This window comes from Mesorhizobium sp. ES1-6, assembly GCF_020164775.1.
Lineage (GTDB): Bacteria > Pseudomonadota > Alphaproteobacteria > Rhizobiales > Rhizobiaceae > Mesorhizobium.
This window is the reverse complement of the sequence record NZ_JAIUGU010000008.1, coordinates 1-18,795: the sequence shown is the minus strand read 5'-3', so window position 1 is coordinate 18,795 and position 18,795 is coordinate 1. Positions and strand designations below refer to the sequence as shown.

Sequence of the window (18,795 nt, the reverse complement as noted above, 5' to 3'; positions counted from 1 at the left end):
GCCGGCCCGTCACCTTCGGAAATGGGAGAAGAAGATGCTGAAATCGATTGGTAGGACGCTTCTGGGCGCAGTCTTCATCGGAGGGCTCACTGTCCCTCACGCCTTCGCCGAGACGACGCTCAACGCGCTTTTCATGGCACAGGCCGCCTATAGCGAGGCCGACGTGCGCGCCATGACGGATGCCTTCACCAAGGCCAATCCGGACGTCAAGGTCAATCTGGAATTCGTCCCTTATGAGGGCCTGCACGACAAGACCGTGCTCGCTCAAGGTTCGGGCGGCGGCTATGACGTCGTCCTTTTCGACGTCATCTGGCCGGCCGAATACGCCACCAATAAGGTGCTGGTCGATGTGTCTTCCAAGATCACCGACGACATGAAGAAGGGCGTACTGCCCGGCGCCTGGACCACCGTTCAGTATGACGGCAAGTCCTATGGCATGCCGTGGATTCTCGACACCAAATACCTGTTCTACAACAAGGAAATTCTGGAAAAGGCCGGCATCAAGACCCCGCCCAAGACCTGGGAAGAGCTCGGTGCGCAGGCCAAGATCATCCAGGATAAGGGCCTGCTGAAGACGCCGATCGCCTGGAGCTGGTCACAGGCCGAGGCCGCCATCTGCGACTACACCACGCTGGTCAGCGCCTATGGCGGCGATTTCCTCAAGGACGGCAAGCCCGACTTCCAGAATGGCGGCGGCCTGCTGGCGCTGAAATACATGGTCGACAGCTACAAGTCGGGCCTGACCAATCCCAATTCCAAGGAATTCCTGGAAGAGGACGTTCGCAAGGTCTTCGAGAACGGCGATGCCGCCTTCGCGCTGAACTGGACCTACATGTACAACATGGCCAACGACCCGAAGGACTCGAAGGTGGCCGGCAAGGTCGGCGTCGTGCCGGCGCCGGGCGTTGCTGGCACCAGCGAAGTGTCGGCCGTCAACGGCTCGATGGGCCTCGGCGTCACCGCGGTCTCCAAGCATCCCGACGAAGCCTGGAAGTACATCGAGTTCATGACCTCGCAGGCAACGCAGAACCAGTACGCGAAGCTGTCGCTGCCGATCTGGGCCTCGTCCTATGACGACCCGGCCGTCACCAAGGGCCAGGAGGAACTGATCGCCGCCGCCAAGCTCGGCCTGGCAGCCATGTATCCACGCCCGACCACGCCGAAATACCAGGAGCTGTCGACCGCGCTGCAGCAGGCCATCCAGGAATCGCTGCTCGGCACGGCTTCCCCGGAAGATGCGCTGAAGACCGCCGCGCAGAACAGCGGTCTCTGAGCTGATATCCTTGATGCGGGCGGCGCCATGGCGCCGCCCGTGCTATGTCCAAATCCAGACGAATAAAGAGAGGCGCCTCCAATGTCGGGCACCTGGATGACAACCCGCGCGTGGCTGCTGATGCTGCCCCTGCTCGTGGTCATGGTCGCCGTCATCGGCTGGCCGCTGGTCGACACGGTCGGCCTTTCCTTCACCGACGCCAAGCTGGTCGGCACCGGCGGCAATTTTGTCGGCTTCGACAACTACACCAACATGCTGTCGAGCTCGAATTTCTCGCGCACGTTGACCACCACGACGTTGTTCGCGGTGGTTTCGGTTGCCGCTGAAATGGTGATCGGCGTGCTGGCCGCGCTTCTGCTCAACCAGCAGTTTCGCGGCCGCGCCGTCCTGCGCGCCCTGATGATCCTGCCCTGGGCATTGCCGACGGTGGTCAACGCCACGCTGTGGCGGCTGATCTACAATCCCGAATATGGCGCGCTCAACGCGGCCTTGACGCAACTTCATCTCATCGACGCCTATCGCTCCTGGCTGGGCGAGCCGGGAACGGCACTCGCCGCCCTGATCGTCGCCGATTGCTGGAAGAACTTTCCGCTGGTGGCGCTGATCGCGCTCGCCGCCCTGCAGGCGGTGCCGCGCGACATCACCGCCGCATCGCTGGTCGACGGCGCGGGACCTTTCAACCGCTTCCGCTTCGTCATCCTGCCCTATCTCGCCGGCCCGCTGATGGTGGCGCTGGTGCTGCGCACCATCGAGGCCTTCAAGGTCTTCGACATCATCTGGGTGATGACCCGCGGCGGCCCAGCCAACACCACGCGCACGCTCTCTATCCTGGTCTACCAGGAAGCCTTCTCCTTCCAGCGTGCCGGCTCGGGCGCGTCGCTGGCGCTGATTGTCACCTTGCTCGTCACGCTGCTTGCCGTCGCCTATGCGGCCTTGGTCCGAAAGACCGCCGGGAGCGCCGCCTGATGGAACGCAGGAGCCTCGCCTTCACCATCTTCATCCACGCCTGCGCGCTGCTGCTCGCCGCGATCATCCTGGCGCCTATCGCCTGGCTGTTCATCATGAGCATTTCGCCGGCCGCCGATCTCGCCGCCAAGCCGCTGCGCTGGTGGCCGCGGGTCGCCGATTTCTCCCGCTACCAGCAATTGCTGTCGACCGCCGAAAACAGCGCCGGCGCCGCCTTCACCGCATCGCTGCGCAACAGCCTGGAAATATCCGGCATGGCGACGCTGGCCGCGCTCGCCTTGGCCATCCCCGCCGGCTGGGCGGTGTCGCGCACACCCGCGATCGGCTGGTCGCTGTCGATGGTCATCGCCACCTACATGCTGCCGCCGGTGGCGCTCGCCGTGCCGCTCTATATGGGCCTGTCGCATCTCGGCCTGCTCAACAATGTCTTTGGCCTGGCGCTGGTGTATCTGACCATCCTGGCGCCCTTCACCACATGGCTTATGAAATCAGGCTTCGATTCCATCCCGCGCGAGATCGAGGCGGCGGCGATGATCGACGGCGCCGGCCTGTTCCAGACATTGCGCATCATCACGCTGCCGCTGGCGGCACCGGTGATGGCGACATCGGCTTTGTTCGCCCTGCTGCTGGCCTGGGACGAATTCTTCTACGCGCTGCTGTTCACCTCCGACCAGCGCGCCAAGACATTGACGGTTGCCATCGCCGATCTGGCCGGCGGCCGTGTTTCCGACTACGGGCTGATCGCGACCGCTGGCGTGCTGGCGGCCTTGCCACCGGTGCTGATCGGCCTCGTCATGCAGCGGGCGCTGATCTCGGGCCTGACCAGTGGCGGTGTGAAAGGATGACGATGACCGCAGCAAGAAACCGGCCGGCCGGACTGGCCGCCATCGACCGCGAAATGGCACGCCAGCATGCGGACGCCATCGCTTCGTTCCGGCAGAACGCGGCCGAGGCGCAAAAGGCCTCCAGTTCCATCAAGCGGACCGGCCGCCTGCTCCTGCTCGGCATGGGCGGCTCGCATGCCGTAGGCCGTGCGGTCGAGCCGCTTTATCGCGCGCTTGACGTCGATGCGCTGGCGCTGCCGCTGTCCGAACAGCTTGGCCAACCCTTGCCGCTCGAGGGGCGCACCGTGATCGTTACCTCGCAATCCGGCGAGAGCGCCGAGGTCGTCAGATGGTTTTCGCAAGCTGGCGGCGGCCCGGACATTTTCGGCCTGACGCTCGAAGGCGGTTCACATCTCGCCCGCACCGCGCCTTGCCTGGTCGGCGCCGGCGGCACCGAATTGGCTTTCGCCGCGACCCGAAGCCTGACCGTGACCCTGGCCCTGCACCTCGCCATCCTGGCGGCTCTGGGTGAGGATCCCGCTCCTGCCCTTGCCGCGCTCCGGGCTCCGCAGGATTGCGACATTGCGTCCGCGCTCGCCGTGCTTGGCAAGGTGGAGACCATCGTCACCTCCGGCCGCCGCCTGCAAGGCGTCGCCGAAGCCCTGGCGCTTGGCCTGACCGAACTGTCGCGACTGCCCTGCTTTTCCCTCGAAGGCGGTCAGTTGCGGCACGGCCCGATGGAGATGCTCGGCCCCAAAATCGGCGTCATCCTGTTTCGCGGCAACGACCCGACCTCCGGACTGGTGACCGCGATGGCTACATCCGTGGTCGAGGCCGGTGCGCCGCTGGTCGTCTTCGACGCGTCCGGACAGGCTCCGGTCGGCGGTGCCGTCACGCTCTCCTTCAAACCGGCCGAGGGGATGGCCGCGATCTTCGCCATGCTGCCGGTGGCGCAGCGCCTGATGATCGCCTTCGCCGACAGCCGCGTCGACAATGCCGGCACGCCCGTGCGCACCACCAAGATCACCAGGAGCGAGTGATGCGTCCGCTGGCGGTGATCGGCAACGTCAATGTCGACCTGATTCTCGGCCCCGTCGCGCCATGGCCGAAGGCGGGAACCGAGACCGTCGTCGACCATGACGAATTGCGCGTCGGCGGCCAGGCCGGCAACACCGGGCTCGCCTGGCAGGCGCTGGGCGTCGATTTCGCGATTGCCGCCAATGTCGGTGACGACCAGTTCGGCCGCTGGCTTCGCGAAGCGTTCGGACCGCGCGCCGAAAAATGGACGATCCGTCCCGAAGGCACGACCTTGTCGGTCGGCATGACCCATCCCGATGGCGAACGGACTTTTCTGACCACGCGCGGCCACCTGCCCCGCTTCAGCCTTGGCGATGTCCTGTCCGTTCTCGACGGCAGCGCGCTCTCCGGGGGCTACGCGCTGCTCTCCGGCTCCTTCCTGACCGAAGACCTCACGCGCGAGTATGACGCGCTTTTCGACTGGGCCGACAGCCACGACATATCGGTGGCGCTCGACACCGGCTGGCCGATCGACGGCTGGACCGAGGCCAATTGCGCGGCGACAAGAGCATGGCTGTCGCGCTGCGCGCTGGCGCTGTTCAACGAGGTCGAGACGGTGACCCTGGCTGGATTACCAAGTCCTGAGGAAGCGGCGCGAGAAATCCGATCCAGCATGAAGCCGGGTGCGACCTTCGTGGTCAAGCGCGGGCCGCGAGGGGCGATCGCCATCGGCCCGAACAGCGCCCTCGTCGAGGCCGCCGCGCCCGATGTCAGGGTGGTCGACACGATCGGCGCCGGCGACGTCTTCAACGCCGCCTTCCTGGCTGCTTTTGCCGAGGGACGGAAGCTCTCCGCCTGCCTTGCCGCCGCGACGCAAATTGCCTCGCGCGCCATCTCTACCTTGCCCCGCAACTATGGCGGGCCGATTCAATTCGAGGGATCCATGCATGAGCGCGCTTGAAATCCGTGGCGTCCGCAAGAGCTACGGCAGCGTCGAGACGCTGAAAGGCATCGACATCGCGCTGCAAAGCGGTGAATTCCTGGTGCTGCTCGGCTCGTCGGGCTGCGGAAAATCGACGCTTCTCAACATCGTCGCCGGCCTTGCCGAGGCAACCAGCGGCGACGTGCTGATCGGCGGCCGTTCGATCCTCGGCGTCCATCCCAAGAACCGTGACATCGCCATGGTCTTCCAGTCCTACGCGCTCTATCCGAACCTGACGGTCCGCCGCAACATCGGCTTCGGGCTGGAGATGCGCGGCGTCGCGGCCGACGTGCGCGACAAAGCGGTGAACGAAGCGGCAAGGCTGCTGCAGATCGAAACCCTGCTCGACCGCAAGCCGAGCCAGCTTTCCGGTGGCCAGCGACAGCGCGTCGCCATCGGCAGGGCGCTGGTGCGCAAGCCGCAGGTCTTCCTCTTCGACGAGCCGTTGTCCAATCTCGACGCCAAGCTGCGCCTGGAAATGCGCACCGAATTGAAGCGCCTGCACCAGATGCTGCAGACCACCGTCGTCTACGTCACCCACGACCAGATCGAGGCGATGACGCTGGCGAGCCGCATCGCCGTCATGCGTGACGGCAGGATCGAGCAGCTCGGCACGCCCGAGGAGATCTACAACGACCCGGCAACGCTCTATGTCGCGGGCTTCGTCGGCGCGCCGTCGATGAACATGTTGAACGCGGTCGTCACCGGCGGCAAACTGGCCATCGCCGAGACCGATGTGCGGATCCCCTTGCCGGCCCGCTATGCGAACGCGGCGCGTGAAGGTGCGCAGGTGGTCATCGGCATCAGGCCGGAAGCGCTGCGTACGGCGACGGGAGCCGCGACGGACCTGTCATTGCCGGTGGAGATCGAGGTCGTCGAACTGACCGGACCCGAACTGGTCACCACGGCCCGGATCGGCGCGCAGCGGCTGACCGCCTCCCTGCCGCCGCGAGCCCAGGTCGCCAAGGGCGAAAAGCGCAACCTCACCTTCGACGAGGCCGCGCTTCGCTTGTTCGATCCCACGACGGGAAAGGCCCTGTAAGCGCCATCGATTGAATGACCGCGGCGGCCTTCGCCCATTCAGGGAAGCCTATTGGGCGATGTCGAGAAGCGACGATACAAGCAGATCCCGTTCGTCCTTCGACAGCACGTCGGAATCGAACAGGTTCATGCTGCGCAGCCCCTCGATGGCGAGATAGCAGACCAGCAGCGATTTCAGGTCTGGCGCCTCGCCCTTCAGCCGTTCGAACAGCTGCCGCTTGAATGTCTTGATCGGCGTCATGAAATCGGGATCCTCGGCGATCGCCGAAAAAATCCAGGACGCCGATGGCTGCTTTTCCTCGCAGTCCTCGGCTGACAATCTGATGTAGACGGCAAGGGGATTTTTATCTTTGTCGTTGCTGCCGGCCGTTTCCAGCGCTTGCTCGAAATCGCGCAGATAGCCTTCGACCAGGCCCTGCATCAATTTTGCCTTGGTCGGGAAATTGTAGAGCAGCCCACCCTTCGATACGCCGGCGCGGTTGGCGACGGCATCGAGCGACAGGCTGCCGGGTCCGGATTCCCGGGCGACATCAGCCGCCGCGGCGAGAATTTTCTCGCGCGAGTTCGGTCGTTGGGCTCTCATGGCGCCTCCCATCGCAAGCTTAGGCCCAATTGACAAGACCGTCCAGACGGTACAGTAAGACCGCCACTATTTGTAATCGGGACCAGCAGTCGATATGTGTCCCGATGTCCGCGCTTCGCGCCGGATTTTCGACTGAGGGGACTTCCTTGTTCAAGCGCATACTCCGTGTCTTCATCATTATTGTCGTCCTTGCCGTGCTCGTCGTCGTGGTCGGCGGCATCGTCGGCTTTAACTTCCTGCGCGACAACGGCATCAAGCAGTATTTCGCCACCATGAAGCCGCCGGCGGCGACCGTGTCGACGACCATCGCCAAGCCGTCCAACTGGACACCGGGCGTCGAGGCGATCGGTACGGTGCGGGCCGTGCGCGGTGTCGACCTGACGGTCGAGACCGCCGGCATCGTGAAGGAAATCCCCTTCCACGCCAATCAGAAAGTGGCGGCCAACGCGGTGCTGCTGCAACTCGACGACGCCGTCGAGCGCGCCGACCTCGATGCGCAGAAAGCGCAGGCGGCGCTTGATCAGACCACGCTGACCCGCGCCATCGAACTGACAAAGCGTGGTGTCGGCTCCGACTCGACGCTGGACACGGCGCGCGCGGCGGCATCCGCTTCGGCGTCCCAGGTCACCAGGCTGCAGGCCGTTCTCGACCAGAAGCAGCTTACCGCGCCTTTCGCCGGCACGGTCGGCATTCCGAAGATCGATCTCGGCCAGTATCTGGCACCCGGCACTGCGGTGGTGACGCTGCAGGACCTCGACACGATGCGGGTCGACTTCTCGGTTCCCGAACAGCAGCTACCGCTGCTCAAGATTGGCCAGACGGTCCGCCTGGGCCTGGGCGGCAGCGACGACATGCCCTTTGCCGGCGCCATTCGCGGCATCGATCCCAAGATCGACCCCTCCAGCCGGCTGGTGAACATCCGGGCGGAAGTTGCCAATCCCGAAGGCAAATTGACCCCCGGCCAGTTCGTGCGGGTGCGTGTCGAACTGCCCGAGGAGCAGAACGTGCTGTCGTTGCCGCAGACGGCACTGACCACCAGCCTCTATGGCGACTACATCTTCGTGGTGCAGCCGGCGAAGCCCGCCGAGGCCCCGGCGCAGCAGCCAGCCAAGGCGGAAGAGAAGCCGGTCGCGGCGGCCACCGATAAGCCGGCGGACGCGATGAAACCGGCAGCCGATGCCATGAAGCCGGCGGCTGACGCCACCAAGCCGGCGGACGCAGCCAAGCCAGCCGACAAGGCCGCTGCCGACACTGCCAAGCCAGCAGCAGCCGACCCGGCCAAGCCGACGGCGGAAGGTGACAAGCCCGCGCTGGTCTTGTCGCAGGTCTTCGTCAAGCCCGGTCGCCGCAATCAGGGCATGGTCGAGATCGTCGAAGGGCTGAAGGCTGGCGACGAGGTCGTCACCGCAGGCCAGAACCGCCTCTTCAACGGCATGTCCGTCGCCGTCGACAACACAATCGATCCGACCAAATCGGCGAACAAGCAGGCCGACCAGCAATGAGCTTTTCCGATCTCTTCATTCGCCGGCCCGTCCTTTCGACGGTCCTTGCCTGCATGATCCTGCTGCTCGGTTTCCAGGGTATCTTCAACCTGTCGATCCGGCAGTATCCGAAGGTCGACGAAACCGCGATCACCATCACGACGGCCTATCCGGGCGCCAGCGCCGACCTGATCCAGGGCTTCATTTCCGCCCCGATCGCGCGCGCCGTCGCCTCGACCGAAAACATCGACTACGTCACCTCGTCCAGCCGTCCGTCCTCCAGCACCGTGACGGTGCAGATGAAGCTCGGTTCCAACCCCGACGTGGCGCTGACCGAGGTGCTGTCCAAGGTCCAGGGCGTGCGCGGCACCTTGCCGGACGCCTCCAAGGACCCCGTCATCGTCAAGGGTACGGGTCAGCAGTTCGCGATGATGTACATCTCGATGCAGAACCCGAACATGACCAAGGAGCAGCTGACCGAGTATATCGAGCGCGTCATCAGGCCTCGCATGTCGACGGTCGAAGGCGTCGCTGACGTGCAGATCTTCGGTGCCCAGGAATACTCGATGCGCGTCTGGATCGACCCGGTCAGGCTTGCCGCGCGCGGCGTGACGGCGGCCGAAGTGCTGGCCGCGATCAACAACTCCAACTTCCTGTCGGCGCCCGGCAACACCCAGAACGAATATGTCGTTTCGTCTATCACGGTGCGCTCGACGCTGCAGACACCAGAGGCCTTCGCCGAGCTGCCGTTGCGTTCGACCGACGGCAATGTCGTGCGGCTGCGCGACGTGGCGCGCGTCGAACTGGCCGCTGCGAACACCGACACCAGGGTCTCCTTCAACGGCAAGCCCGGCACCTTCCTCGCCATCTTCCCGACCCCGGCGGCCAACCCGCTGACGACCGCGGCGGCGCTCACCAAGCTGGTCCCGCAGATTCAGGACACACTGCCGAAAGGCATGACGATCGAGGTCGTCTACGACGCAACCGGACAGATCAGCGCCTCGATCGACGAGGTGTTCAAGACCATCGCCGAGGCGGTTGCCATCGTCGTCGTCGTCATCCTTCTGTTCCTTGGCTCGTTCCGTTCGGTGCTGATGCCGATCATCACCATCCCGCTGTCGCTGATCGGCGTCTGCTTCCTTTTGTTCGCGGTGGGCTATTCGATCAACCTTCTGTCGCTGCTGGCCATGGTGCTGGCGATCGGCCTCGTCGTCGACGACGCCATCGTGGTGGTGGAGAACATCCACCGCCACATGGAAGAAGACCACATGCCGCCGATGCAGGCGGCCTTCAGCGGCATGCGCGAGATCGCCTCGGCCATCGTGGCCATGACCATGACGCTGGCCGCCGTGTTCGCGCCGCTGGCCTTTACCGGCGGTCTGACCGGCGCCCTTTTCCGCGAATTCGCGGTGACGCTCGCCGGATCGGTGGTGCTGTCTGGCATCATTGCAATCACCATCACGCCGATGATGTCGGCGCGCCTTCTGAAGCCTGGCAATGCCGGCCGGTTCCAGCGCATCGTCGACGGCACTTTCGCGCGCGTGGAGCACGTCTATGAGCGCGCCGTCACCGGGTCGCTGAACTATCGCCCGCTGACGCTGCTCATCGTGCTGGCCCTTGTCGGCGTGACCGGCTTCATGTTCACCAAGACCTCGACGGAACTGGCACCGGAAGAAGACCAGGGCTTCCTGCTCTCGCTGGTTACGGCGCCGCGCTATGCGACCTCCGATTACACCGAGACCTACGTCAATCAGATCCTGGGCCTGGTGAGGGACATTCCCGAAACCCGGGCGCAGTTCTCGGCCGTCGCCTTCGGCGGCACGACCAACAGCGCCTTCGTCGGTTTCGCTTTCAAGGATTGGGCGGAGCGGAAGCGCAATTCTAAGGAGCTGCAGGCCGACATTACGGCCCGTATCGCCAAGGTGGCGGGAGTCCAGGCCTTCGTCTTCGCACCGCCGACGCTGCCGGGCTCGGGCGGCGGGTTGCCGATTTCCATGGTGGTGCGCTCGACCGGCGATTCCGCTCAGGTTTACGAGGAAGCCGAGAAGATCAAGAACAAGGCGCAGGCCTCGGGCCGTTTCATCGTCGTGCAGAATTCGATGGCCTATGACGCGCCGCAGGTAACGGTGACCATCGACCGCGACCGCGCCGCCGCGCTCAACCTGCCGATCGCCGATATCGGCCGAACGTTGACACTCCTCGTCGGCGGCGCCGAAGTGGCGCAGTTCGACCGCGACTCCAACAGCTACGACATCATTCCGCAGGTGCCGCAGGAGTTCCGCGACAACCCCGAAAAGCTCGGCGAGTACTTCGTGCGCAGCGTGACCGGCGAGATGGTGCCGCTGTCGGCGGTGGTGACGATCTCGAACAATGCCTCGCCGGCGGCGATCGAACAGTTCAACCAATTGAATTCGTCGACGATCTCGGCGCTGCCGCTGCCCGGCGTCACCACGGGCGACGGTTTGAAAGTGCTTGAGGACATTGCCAGGGAGAGCCTGCCCGAAACCTTCTTCATCGACTATTCCGGCCAGTCCCGGCAGGAGAAGGAACAGGGCAACACCATTCTGATCGCTTTCGGCGCGGCCGTCATCGTCATCTACCTGGTGCTGGCGGCGCAGTTTGAAAGCTTCCGCGACCCGCTGATCATCATGATGGCGGTGCCATTGTCGATCTTCGGCGCAATCGTACCGCTCAATCTGGGCCTCGGCACGCTCAACATCTATACCCAGGTCGGCCTGATCACGCTGATCGGACTGATCACCAAGCACGGCATCCTGTTGGTCGAGTTCGCCAACCAGCAGCGAGAGCTGCATGGCATGCGGCGGCGTGACGCCATCATTGCCTCGGCCAAGGTGCGCCTGCGGCCGATCCTGATGACGACCGCAGCGATGGCGCTGGGCGTGGTGCCGCTGATCGTTTCCAGCGGTGCCGGTGCCGCGGCCCGCTATTCGATGGGCCTGGTCATCTTCACCGGCATCCTGGTCGGCACCATGTTCACGCTCTTCGTCGTGCCCATGTTCTACACCTTCATCGCCAGCAAGGACCTGCCGCATCTGGCGGAAAAGCCGGATCCGAAGCTTATGCCGGCGCTGCCGAACTGAGCCACGAAGGCGCAAGAAACAAAAAAAGAGGCCGGGATTTTCCGGCCTCTTTTTTTGGCAGTCGCTCCACGGCTCCGGCGCAATCGGCCGGAGGCAGCAAACCTGCCGCTACTTGACGATGACGATGCTGGTGTTGGCCGGCCCGAAGGTCTCGACGAGCTGGTAGAAGTCGGCGGCATTGTCGGGATGAAGCCTCACGCAGCCATGCGAGGCCGGCTGGCCGAGGCGCTTGATGGCATAGGTGGCGTGGACCGCGTAGCCGCCGCTGAAAAAGACCGAATGCGGCATCGGCGCGTTGTCGTACTTCTTCGAATACCACATCTCATGCATGCGGGTCGGCTTGAACGAGCCGGTCGGCGTCACATGCGCCCTGTCGCCGGTGGAAACCTTCCAGGCGAAGGTCGGCCGGCCGTCGACCGAGACTTCCATCACCTGCTGCGACAGCGAGACGCGCGCCACGACGGTGTTGGCGGCGTGGGCGGCGTGGGCGTCGAACAGAAGTGCGCTGCCCATGAGCGCGGCGGCGGCAACGTTGATGAGCTTGGCGGAAATGGTGGTGTGCATGATGTCCCCTCTCTCTGCCGGTCGAGCCGGCTCCAATTCGATGGCTGGCTTATCCCCCTCGCGTGTTTCGGACATATTTCGCTGAATGCTCGTTTGCGTTTCGAATTTGTTTCCCCTGGTCAACAGGACAGGCAATCGAAGCGCGCCTGTGTGGTCGCCATCGGCGGTCCGGGACGACGAGGCACAAAGGTATCCGCCTCGAAACGAAAGTTCGCATTGCCTATACGTGAAAGAGACAGGCTCTATTTCGAAACCAATCTGCAACAAAGCGCGGCTCCGGCGGCATGATCCGGATACGGATTGGACGCAAAAGTTGACGCAACGAAAGCAAACAGCAACGACCACGGGAACGAAAACGAACACGCGGTCCTGGCTCTTCAGGATCAACATCGCGGCGGCAGCCATCGGCGGCGTCGGCACAGTTGCCGGCGATCCCGCGGCGAGGCTGGCAGCGATAAGTTCGAGTGAGATTTCAACCCTGCACGTTTCCCTGTTTTGCGCCTTGGTCTGGATTGTTTCCAGCCTGCGCATCGCCCGGTTGAAGGCCCTCTGGCGGGTTGGCCTTCGGCTGCTGGCATTGCGCGGCCCCTCCGGCAACTTGCTGCCGAGAGGACCGAAGGCCCGCGCCGCGACGGGGGGCTCCGTGGGCGGCGCGGGCACTTCGGGAGTTTCCTGAAGCGACCCGCGACAGATTCATTTTTGGGGATTGGGACGATGAAAACAAAATTTGCGGCTTCCGTGCTTTCCGCGCTGCTCTACGCACAGGGTCTGCTCGGCTTTGCCGCTCTCGCCACCGTGCTGCTCAAGGAGCGTGCTCACGCAAGCGAACTCGTCACGAGCGGCGAAATGCCCTCGGGCCCGTCATTGCTGGTGGTGCGCTGAACCTCGTGACATCGGCGTGACGATGGAAAGGCCGATGTTCATCCGGAAAACCAGCGGGAAAAGAGGACCGTCAGTCGGCGAACTGCCGTGGCGGATCGAACCTGTAGCCGGCGCCGCGTATGGTGGTGATGGTTTCGGTGTCGAGCTTGCGGCGCAGCCGCACGATGCGCGAATCGATCGAGCGATCGAAGGCGTCGGCATTCTCGGCCGGCGCGGCGGCGATAATGTCGTCGCGCGTCAGCACCTTGCGCGGGCTCGCCAGGAACAGCCTGAGCAGCGCCACCTGGCCGGGCGAGAGTTGCTCCTGCGTACCGGAGCGATGCATGACGATCGCCGATCTCAGATCGACGGTCGCGTTCTCCAGCACAATCAGTTCCTGGGTGCCCCTGCCGCGCCGCGAAAGCAGGCCGCCGACGCGCGCGGCGAGTTCCCTGACATTGAGCGGACTTTCGACGACGTCGGCGGCGCCAAGCTCAAGCGCCAGCACCTTGTCGAGGAGATCGGCGGGCCGGCAGATCAGGATGAAATCCGGCCCACCCTCGCCGCCGCCACCTTGATGGCCATAGCGCCTGAGCAGATCTCGACCCTCGGCCTGGCTGAGGCTGTCGCCAACGACGACGACGTCGATGCCGCCGCCCGCCAGCAGCGATTCCGCCTCCCAAGGTTGCCGCGCCTGGCGCACGTCATGGCCGCGCCGGTCGAGATGGTCGGCAAGCTCGGTCGCCACCACCTCGGCGACGGAAACAAGCGCGATGACGGCTCTTGCGGCCATGTTTTCCAACCGTTCCCTGGCAACCGGATATGAGTGCTGGACATCATGTTTATACCCAATCTACTTTCCACTGAAAGTGGGAGCGAGAGCATAGTGCGGGCAAGAATTGTCATCGTCGAGGACGAGCCCGACCTGAGGGACGCGGTGGCCGAATATCTCGGCGCCTCCGGCTACGAAGTGGCCACCGCCGAAAACGCGGCCGCCGCGCGCGCCCTCGTCGAAACGCAGCCCTTCCATCTGGCAATCCTCGACATCGCCATGCCGGGCGAGGACGGCCTGTCGCTCGGCCGCTGGCTGCGCTCGAAAATGCCGATCGGTATCATCTACGCGACCGCCGCCGGCACCGCGCTCGATCGCATCGTCGGGCTGGAACTCGGCGCCGACGACTATATCGTAAAGCCCTATGAACTGCGCGAAGTGCTGGCGAGAGTCCGCAGCGTGCTGCGCCGCGTACCGCAGCCGACGGAGCTGCCGGACAGGAAAGCCAGGACGGATCGGCGCTCCGTCGCCTTCGGCCCTTTCCGGGCCGATCTCGACGGCAGGCTGGTCACGGGCGCCAACGGCATGGTGATCGACATGGCCAAGAGCGAGTTCGACGTGCTGGAGGTTTTCCTGACCCGCGCCAACCGGCTCTTGACCCGGGCCGCGATCTCGGAGGCAATCGGCTTCACCGAGGACCCGGAATCGTCGCGCGCCGTCGACATCCGCATCATGCGCCTACGCAAGAAGATCGAGGCCGACCCGGCCAACCCAAGATTCCTGCGCACGGTGCGCGGCGAAGGCTATATCTTCTCGCTGCCGACCGGCGACGGCAACTGAGCGTCGGACCCACGGGGGTTCCGCTTCGCAGCCGTTGCCAGACGATCGAAGTGGCGTGACTCTGGAAATGACGGCTGACAATGACGGGCGACACGGCAAGCACGGATATGCAGGGTTTCAGGCAGGGCGCGGCGATGGCGGCCGTGCGCGTCGTGCGCCGGCTGCGCGAGGCCGGCGACTGGCAGCGCGAAATGGACGGCATACTGGAAACGCTGTGCCGTGCCATGGAGTGCCAGCGCGGCATCCTGTTTCGTCTGCGCGAACTGCCCGGCCAGGGTTTCGCCCAGTCTGTCGCCGCCTACTGGATCGACCCCGATTTCGGCGGCGAACTGGCCTCACCGACCGTCATCATGCAGTCGATCGTCAATTCGGATCCGCTGCTGGAGCGGCTGGCCGAGGATGAGCGGCAGGGCAAGATTTTCGCGGGGCATACGCGCGATCTCGAAGGATTCCTGAGGGCTGATTTCGAAAAGCAGAACATCAAGTCGTTCCTGTCGGTGTCGGTCTTCGCGCACGGTCATCTGTGGGGCACGCTCGCCGTCAATGACTGCATCGAGGAGCGTGAATGGACCGACGAGGAAGAGGCGACGCTGCACATCATCGCACTCGCCATCGGCGACGCCATCGAACACTCGCCCTCCGACGCCCATGCCAGCGAAGTGATCCGCCGCACCATGCTGCAGGCCTCGCTGGACGCCATCATCGTCATCGACGAGGCCGGATCGATCATCGAATTCAATCCGGCCGCGGAAAAGATGTTCGGCTTTCCGCGCAGCGCCATCCTCGGCAAGGACCTGCTCGACACCATCGTGCCGGTCTACTACCGCAAGGGCTATATGTCTGGCGCCGATTACATGTCGGGCCGTGGCGCACCGATGGTCGGCCAGCGGCTGGAAACTGTCACCCAGAATGCCGCCGGTGAGGTGTTCCCGATCGAACTGACGGCGACAGAGATGCGGGTCGCCGACCGTCGCCTCATCTTCGGCTCGATCCGCGACTTGCGCGACAAGCTGCGCGCCGAGGAAGAGATCAACCGCCAGCGCGAGAAGCTGCACCAGAACGAGAAAATGGCGGCAATGGGCTCGCTGCTGGCGGGCGTGTCGCACGAACTCAACAACCCGCTGGCCGTGGTGGTCGCACAATCGACGCTGCTGCATGAATTCGCATCCGACCCGCAGACCAAGGTTCGTGCCGAGAAGGTGCGTGCCGCCGCCGAGCGCTGCGGCCGCATCGTCAAGAGCTTCCTGTCGATGGTCCGGCTCCATCCGGCGGCGCAGGCCGAGACCGATCTCAACCAGGTGATCCGCGCCGCTCTCGAGGTGACCGCCTATGGCGCGCGCTCGAGCGGCATCATCATCGATACCGATTTCGCGCCGGGTCCGCTGCTGGCCATGGCCGATGCCGACCACGTGACCCAGGTGGCGGCCAATTTCCTCATCAACAGCCAGCATGCGCTGGCCGGCATCGCCGGCGACCGTCTGATCAAGGTGCGGACGTTTCGAAGCGAGCGCGGCAATCCAGGCTTTTCCGTCGAGGACAACGGCCCCGGCGTGCCGGAAGCGATCCGCAACCGCATTTTCGAATCCTATTTCACCACCAAGCCGGTCGGCGTCGGCACGGGCATCGGCCTGTCGATTTCGAAATCCATCATTGAACGGCACAATGGCAATGTCTGGTTCGAGGAAGTACTACCCAGGGGCGCGCGTTTCGTCGTTCAGTTGCCGGCCATATCCGTAGGTATCGCCGCCGCCGGCGAAAGCCAGCCACGATCGAGCGGCCTTCGCCATGCCCTGATCATCGATGACGAGCCTGACGTCGCCGGTTCGTTGTCCGACATCCTCGAATTGATGGGCATCAAGTCGCGGATCGCGTCGATCTGGGAATCGCGCGAAGCCACCCTGAGCGGCCACATGCCGCCCGACATCGTCTTTTCGGATCTGCGCATGCCCGGCAGATCGGGCATTTCGATCTACCGGGAACTGCTTGCCGAGCGGCCCGATCTGGCGCGGCGCTTCGTGCTGGTCACTGGCGACCTGATCGGCGCCAAGGCGGAAATCGAAGCCTTGCCGGCGCAGCAGCGGCCACAGATCCTCGAAAAACCGTTCAGCACGCTGGATGTGCGCAGCGTGCTTTCGACCATTGCCGAGCAGGCAGTGTCGCAAGGATAAAAAAGAGGCCCCCGGCCGACAGGGCGGCGGGAGCCGAGGGGAGCGCTGGAGGAAGCGCTCGGGGAGTCCAGGGCATGATCCCCAAACGGGAACCTGTTTTAAGATCATGCCCGGGCCAGAAACCCGGAGGCGGAAATCAGAAGATGTTCGGCGTGCCGGTCAGCGGCGCGGCGTTGGCGATCATGCGGATCGCGCGGGCCTTGTGCGTTCCGGACTGCTGGGCAATGGCGCGCAGGCAGTCCACGTTCTCGGCGCCCCAGGCCTGCCCCTTGCAGGCGAAATCGATCGCCGGCATCGGCAGGCGGGCGGTCGTGGTTGTGGTCGGTGCGCCTTCGACGATGTTGGCCGGCGGATTCAACGAAGCGAAGGCTGGGCCGACCGTCGGCGTGAACGCCATGCCGGCGAAGGCGCAAGCAGCCAGCGCCATGAACATTGCCATCGGGTGGTCGCTGGCGCGCTGGCGAAGCGCCAGCTTCGGGCGGCGGTCAGAGCGCTCTGGAGCCTGAAAGCGGTTGCCGCTGGTGGTCTGGACTTTCGCATGCATCGTCATCCCCTTCGTTGATTTTCTTTTTGCGATGAAACGAATTTAATCGCGCTCTGTAACGACGCAAAGGTGACGACAGCCCGAGCATGTAACCGGATTGAAACATGAATACGGGCAGAATCGGTCAAAATCGGTCATTGGCCATTCCGATGGGGGGGGTAGCACGTTGCGCAGTCCGTGCGCCTCCGTGGGCGGCCGGGGCGTCGGCGAGGCTTTTCTTACCGACGAAAGGCCCTGTCCGCAGGGTCTGTCCGGAGAGCACGATTTGCGGCGTGACCCGGCGGCGGCTGGAGGTTTTGGAACCCTGGCTAACACCCGGATTTTTCGGGGTTTTCAGAGCCAACCGCGACCCCAAATTCCGCCAAAACCGGCGTTTGGATTTTCAATGGTGAATCGTCTGAGTTCCACAAGCCATTGCATTTCAATGAAAAATGTGATTTTATTGAATGATCATTCAATAAAAAGAAGAGACGTTTCATGAACCCGCACCTCCGTGACGTGGCAATCCCGAACGATTGGGACCGGCGGGGACTACCGGGCTGGAGTTACCATTCCGCCGCCCTTCTCGAACTGGAGAAGGAGCATGTCTTCCGCAATCATTGGCAGATCGCCGGGCATGTCTGCGACATACCGAACGCCGGCGACTACCTCACCATGGACGTCGTTGGCGAGCGCGCGCTGATCGTGCGTGGCAAGGACGGCGTCGTGCGCGGCTTCAACAACATGTGCCGCCACCGCGGCAGCCGCGTCGTCGCCGACAGCCAGGGCAATTGCAAGAACGCGCTGGTCTGCCCGTTCCATGGCTGGGTCTACAATCTCGACGGCACGCTGCGCGGCGCTGCCCGCCCGCGCTCCTTCCCCGATCTCGACAAGACCGAATTCGGCCTGATGCCGCTCGATCTCGAAGTCTGGATGGGCTTCATCTTCATCCGCTTCCGCGATGGTGGCCCACAGCCCTCCGTCGCCGAACTGCTGAAGCCGATCGAACCGGAATTTGCCCATTACAAGGCCGCCGACATGGTGCCCTCCTGGGGCATCTGGACCCAGAAGACACCGGTCAACTGGAAGTCGGTGCGCGACGTTGACAATGAAGGCTATCACGTCGCCATGGCGCACCCGGCGTTGCAGGATCTCTACGGCGCCACCTATTTCGACGAGCCTTTCGTCAACGGCGTCTCGCGTTCCTTCGCCAGCTACAACCCGCATGCCGGCCGCCGCTGGAGCGTCAAGAACTACGTCAACCTCGCACCGGAGCCGACGCATCTGCCGGACCATCTCAGGAAGGCCTGGGTCTATTACGGCATCTTCCCCAACGCCGTTCTGTCGGTGATGCCGGAATCGGTGCAGTTCTATCAGGAGTTTCCGCTGTCGACGGGCGAGACCCTGCTGCGCGGCGCCATCTACCGCTACCGGGACGAAAGCCGCGAGCAGGCCGCCGCCCGCTACCTCTCCTTCCGCATCGACCGCGACACCATGTCGGAAGATGTGCAGCTTTCGGTCTGGTCGAACGAATCCATGCTGTCCGAGGCCTTCGAGGGCTTTTACCTCTCCGACCTCGAATATGGCGTGCGCACCCACCACGACCATTTGCGCCGGCAGATTCCGGTGCTCGGCCTGGAGACCGCGCCTGAGGAAAAGGACATGTGGAATCTGAACGACGCGCTGCGGTCGCGAGGGTAACCCCTTCCTTCTCCCCCTAGAACGCAGGGCTGTCCGGGGAAAGTATCTGGTGAATCGAAATGCCGCATGCGCATGCCCCGTGAGACGGTTGTTTTCCG

At 64.0% G+C, this 18,795-nt stretch carries 16 protein-coding genes; 12 read left to right on the top strand and 4 right to left on the bottom strand.

What is annotated here, in order from left to right:
• Positions 1-34: 34 nt before the first annotated feature.
• The 6 genes from LB564_RS19685 (at position 35) to LB564_RS19660 (ending at position 6,104) form a co-directional block, all read left to right on the top strand.
• Positions 35-1,273 carry an extracellular solute-binding protein gene (locus tag LB564_RS19685; protein WP_140708147.1) on the top strand — a complete coding sequence of 413 codons (1,239 nt, stop codon included), beginning with the start codon at positions 35-37 and terminating at the stop codon, positions 1,271-1,273.
• Between the two features lie 81 nt (positions 1,274-1,354).
• Positions 1,355-2,239 (top strand): carbohydrate ABC transporter permease, encoded by an 885-nt coding sequence (locus LB564_RS19680; RefSeq protein ID WP_224540239.1) that lies wholly within the window; start codon positions 1,355-1,357, stop codon positions 2,237-2,239.
• Positions 2,239-3,084: a carbohydrate ABC transporter permease gene (locus tag LB564_RS19675; RefSeq protein ID WP_224540237.1), complete on the top strand. Its 846-nt coding sequence runs from the start codon at positions 2,239-2,241 to the stop codon at positions 3,082-3,084. The genes LB564_RS19680 and LB564_RS19675 overlap by 1 nt, the downstream gene beginning before the upstream one ends.
• The gene (locus LB564_RS19670) at positions 3,081-4,103 is read left to right on the top strand and encodes an SIS domain-containing protein (protein WP_224540235.1); all 1,023 of its coding nucleotides are present in this window, start codon (positions 3,081-3,083) and stop codon (positions 4,101-4,103) included. The genes LB564_RS19675 and LB564_RS19670 overlap by 4 nt, the downstream gene beginning before the upstream one ends.
• A complete protein-coding gene (locus LB564_RS19665; RefSeq protein ID WP_224540233.1) occupies positions 4,103-5,041 on the top strand; it encodes a PfkB family carbohydrate kinase in 939 nt (312 codons plus the stop codon). The genes LB564_RS19670 and LB564_RS19665 overlap by 1 nt, the downstream gene beginning before the upstream one ends.
• Complete coding sequence (locus tag LB564_RS19660; RefSeq protein ID WP_224540231.1) at positions 5,028-6,104, top strand: ABC transporter ATP-binding protein; 1,077 nt, start codon at positions 5,028-5,030, stop codon at positions 6,102-6,104. Before LB564_RS19665 ends, LB564_RS19660 begins: the two co-directional genes overlap by 14 nt.
• 48 nt (positions 6,105-6,152) lie before the next feature.
• Here LB564_RS19660 and LB564_RS19655 read toward each other — a convergent pair whose 3' ends face one another.
• Positions 6,153-6,686, bottom strand: a complete 534-nt coding sequence (locus tag LB564_RS19655; RefSeq protein WP_140708135.1) for a TetR/AcrR family transcriptional regulator — start codon at positions 6,684-6,686, stop codon at positions 6,153-6,155.
• 146 nt (positions 6,687-6,832) lie between these two features.
• On the opposite strand from LB564_RS19655, the gene LB564_RS19650 reads away from it, so the two are divergent.
• Positions 6,833-8,188, top strand: coding sequence for an efflux RND transporter periplasmic adaptor subunit (locus LB564_RS19650; RefSeq protein ID WP_224540229.1), 1,356 nt, complete (start codon positions 6,833-6,835; stop codon positions 8,186-8,188).
• On the top strand, positions 8,185-11,268 hold the full coding sequence (locus LB564_RS19645) for an efflux RND transporter permease subunit (protein ID WP_224540227.1): 3,084 nt from the start codon (positions 8,185-8,187) through the stop codon (positions 11,266-11,268). The genes LB564_RS19650 and LB564_RS19645 overlap by 4 nt, the downstream gene beginning before the upstream one ends.
• 108 nt (positions 11,269-11,376) lie before the next feature.
• Here LB564_RS19645 and LB564_RS19640 read toward each other — a convergent pair whose 3' ends face one another.
• The gene (locus tag LB564_RS19640; protein WP_224540226.1) at positions 11,377-11,832 is read right to left on the bottom strand and encodes a L,D-transpeptidase; all 456 of its coding nucleotides are present in this window, start codon (positions 11,830-11,832) and stop codon (positions 11,377-11,379) included.
• A 714-nt stretch (positions 11,833-12,546) separates the two neighbouring features.
• On the opposite strand from LB564_RS19640, the gene LB564_RS19635 reads away from it, so the two are divergent.
• The gene (locus LB564_RS19635; protein WP_140708128.1) at positions 12,547-12,714 is read left to right on the top strand and encodes a hypothetical protein; all 168 of its coding nucleotides are present in this window, start codon (positions 12,547-12,549) and stop codon (positions 12,712-12,714) included.
• A gap of 70 nt (positions 12,715-12,784) precedes the next feature.
• Here LB564_RS19635 and LB564_RS19630 read toward each other — a convergent pair whose 3' ends face one another.
• Positions 12,785-13,486 (bottom strand): response regulator transcription factor, encoded by a 702-nt coding sequence (locus LB564_RS19630; protein WP_140708126.1) that lies wholly within the window; start codon positions 13,484-13,486, stop codon positions 12,785-12,787.
• A 45-nt stretch (positions 13,487-13,531) separates the two neighbouring features.
• On the opposite strand from LB564_RS19630, the gene LB564_RS19625 reads away from it, so the two are divergent.
• The gene (locus LB564_RS19625; RefSeq protein WP_224540224.1) at positions 13,532-14,305 is read left to right on the top strand and encodes a response regulator; all 774 of its coding nucleotides are present in this window, start codon (positions 13,532-13,534) and stop codon (positions 14,303-14,305) included.
• A gap of 80 nt (positions 14,306-14,385) precedes the next feature.
• Positions 14,386-16,473 (top strand): ATP-binding protein, encoded by a 2,088-nt coding sequence (locus tag LB564_RS19620; protein WP_224540222.1) that lies wholly within the window; start codon positions 14,386-14,388, stop codon positions 16,471-16,473.
• 136 nt (positions 16,474-16,609) lie between these two features.
• Here LB564_RS19620 and LB564_RS19615 read toward each other — a convergent pair whose 3' ends face one another.
• Positions 16,610-17,017 carry a hypothetical protein gene (locus LB564_RS19615; RefSeq protein ID WP_224540220.1) on the bottom strand — a complete coding sequence of 136 codons (408 nt, stop codon included), beginning with the start codon at positions 17,015-17,017 and terminating at the stop codon, positions 16,610-16,612.
• A gap of 477 nt (positions 17,018-17,494) precedes the next feature.
• Between LB564_RS19615 and LB564_RS19610 the strand changes: the two genes are divergently transcribed.
• A complete protein-coding gene (locus LB564_RS19610) occupies positions 17,495-18,697 on the top strand; it encodes an aromatic ring-hydroxylating oxygenase subunit alpha (RefSeq protein ID WP_224540218.1) in 1,203 nt (400 codons plus the stop codon).
• Positions 18,698-18,795: the final 98 nt, after the last annotated feature.

Bases quoted from the DNA above. Each gene is read 5' to 3' on its own strand.
- LB564_RS19685 (WP_140708147.1), top strand. From the start codon at position 35: ATGCTGAAATCGATTGGTAGGACGCTTCTGGGCGCAGTCTTCATCGGA.
- LB564_RS19680 (WP_224540239.1), top strand. From the start codon at position 1,355: ATGTCGGGCACCTGGATGACAACCCGCGCGTGGCTGCTGATGCTGCCC.
- LB564_RS19675 (WP_224540237.1), top strand. From the start codon at position 2,239: ATGGAACGCAGGAGCCTCGCCTTCACCATCTTCATCCACGCCTGCGCG.
- LB564_RS19670 (WP_224540235.1), top strand. From the start codon at position 3,081: ATGACGATGACCGCAGCAAGAAACCGGCCGGCCGGACTGGCCGCCATC.
- LB564_RS19665 (WP_224540233.1), top strand. From the start codon at position 4,103: ATGCGTCCGCTGGCGGTGATCGGCAACGTCAATGTCGACCTGATTCTC.
- LB564_RS19660 (WP_224540231.1), top strand. From the start codon at position 5,028: ATGAGCGCGCTTGAAATCCGTGGCGTCCGCAAGAGCTACGGCAGCGTC.
- LB564_RS19655 (WP_140708135.1), bottom strand. From the start codon at position 6,686: ATGAGAGCCCAACGACCGAACTCGCGCGAGAAAATTCTCGCCGCGGCG.
- LB564_RS19645 (WP_224540227.1), top strand. From the start codon at position 8,185: ATGAGCTTTTCCGATCTCTTCATTCGCCGGCCCGTCCTTTCGACGGTC.
- LB564_RS19640 (WP_224540226.1), bottom strand. From the start codon at position 11,832: ATGCACACCACCATTTCCGCCAAGCTCATCAACGTTGCCGCCGCCGCG.
- LB564_RS19635 (WP_140708128.1), top strand. From the start codon at position 12,547: ATGAAAACAAAATTTGCGGCTTCCGTGCTTTCCGCGCTGCTCTACGCA.
- LB564_RS19630 (WP_140708126.1), bottom strand. From the start codon at position 13,486: ATGGCCGCAAGAGCCGTCATCGCGCTTGTTTCCGTCGCCGAGGTGGTG.
- LB564_RS19625 (WP_224540224.1), top strand. From the start codon at position 13,532: ATGTTTATACCCAATCTACTTTCCACTGAAAGTGGGAGCGAGAGCATA.
- LB564_RS19620 (WP_224540222.1), top strand. From the start codon at position 14,386: ATGACGGGCGACACGGCAAGCACGGATATGCAGGGTTTCAGGCAGGGC.
- LB564_RS19615 (WP_224540220.1), bottom strand. From the start codon at position 17,017: ATGCATGCGAAAGTCCAGACCACCAGCGGCAACCGCTTTCAGGCTCCA.
- LB564_RS19610 (WP_224540218.1), top strand. From the start codon at position 17,495: ATGAACCCGCACCTCCGTGACGTGGCAATCCCGAACGATTGGGACCGG.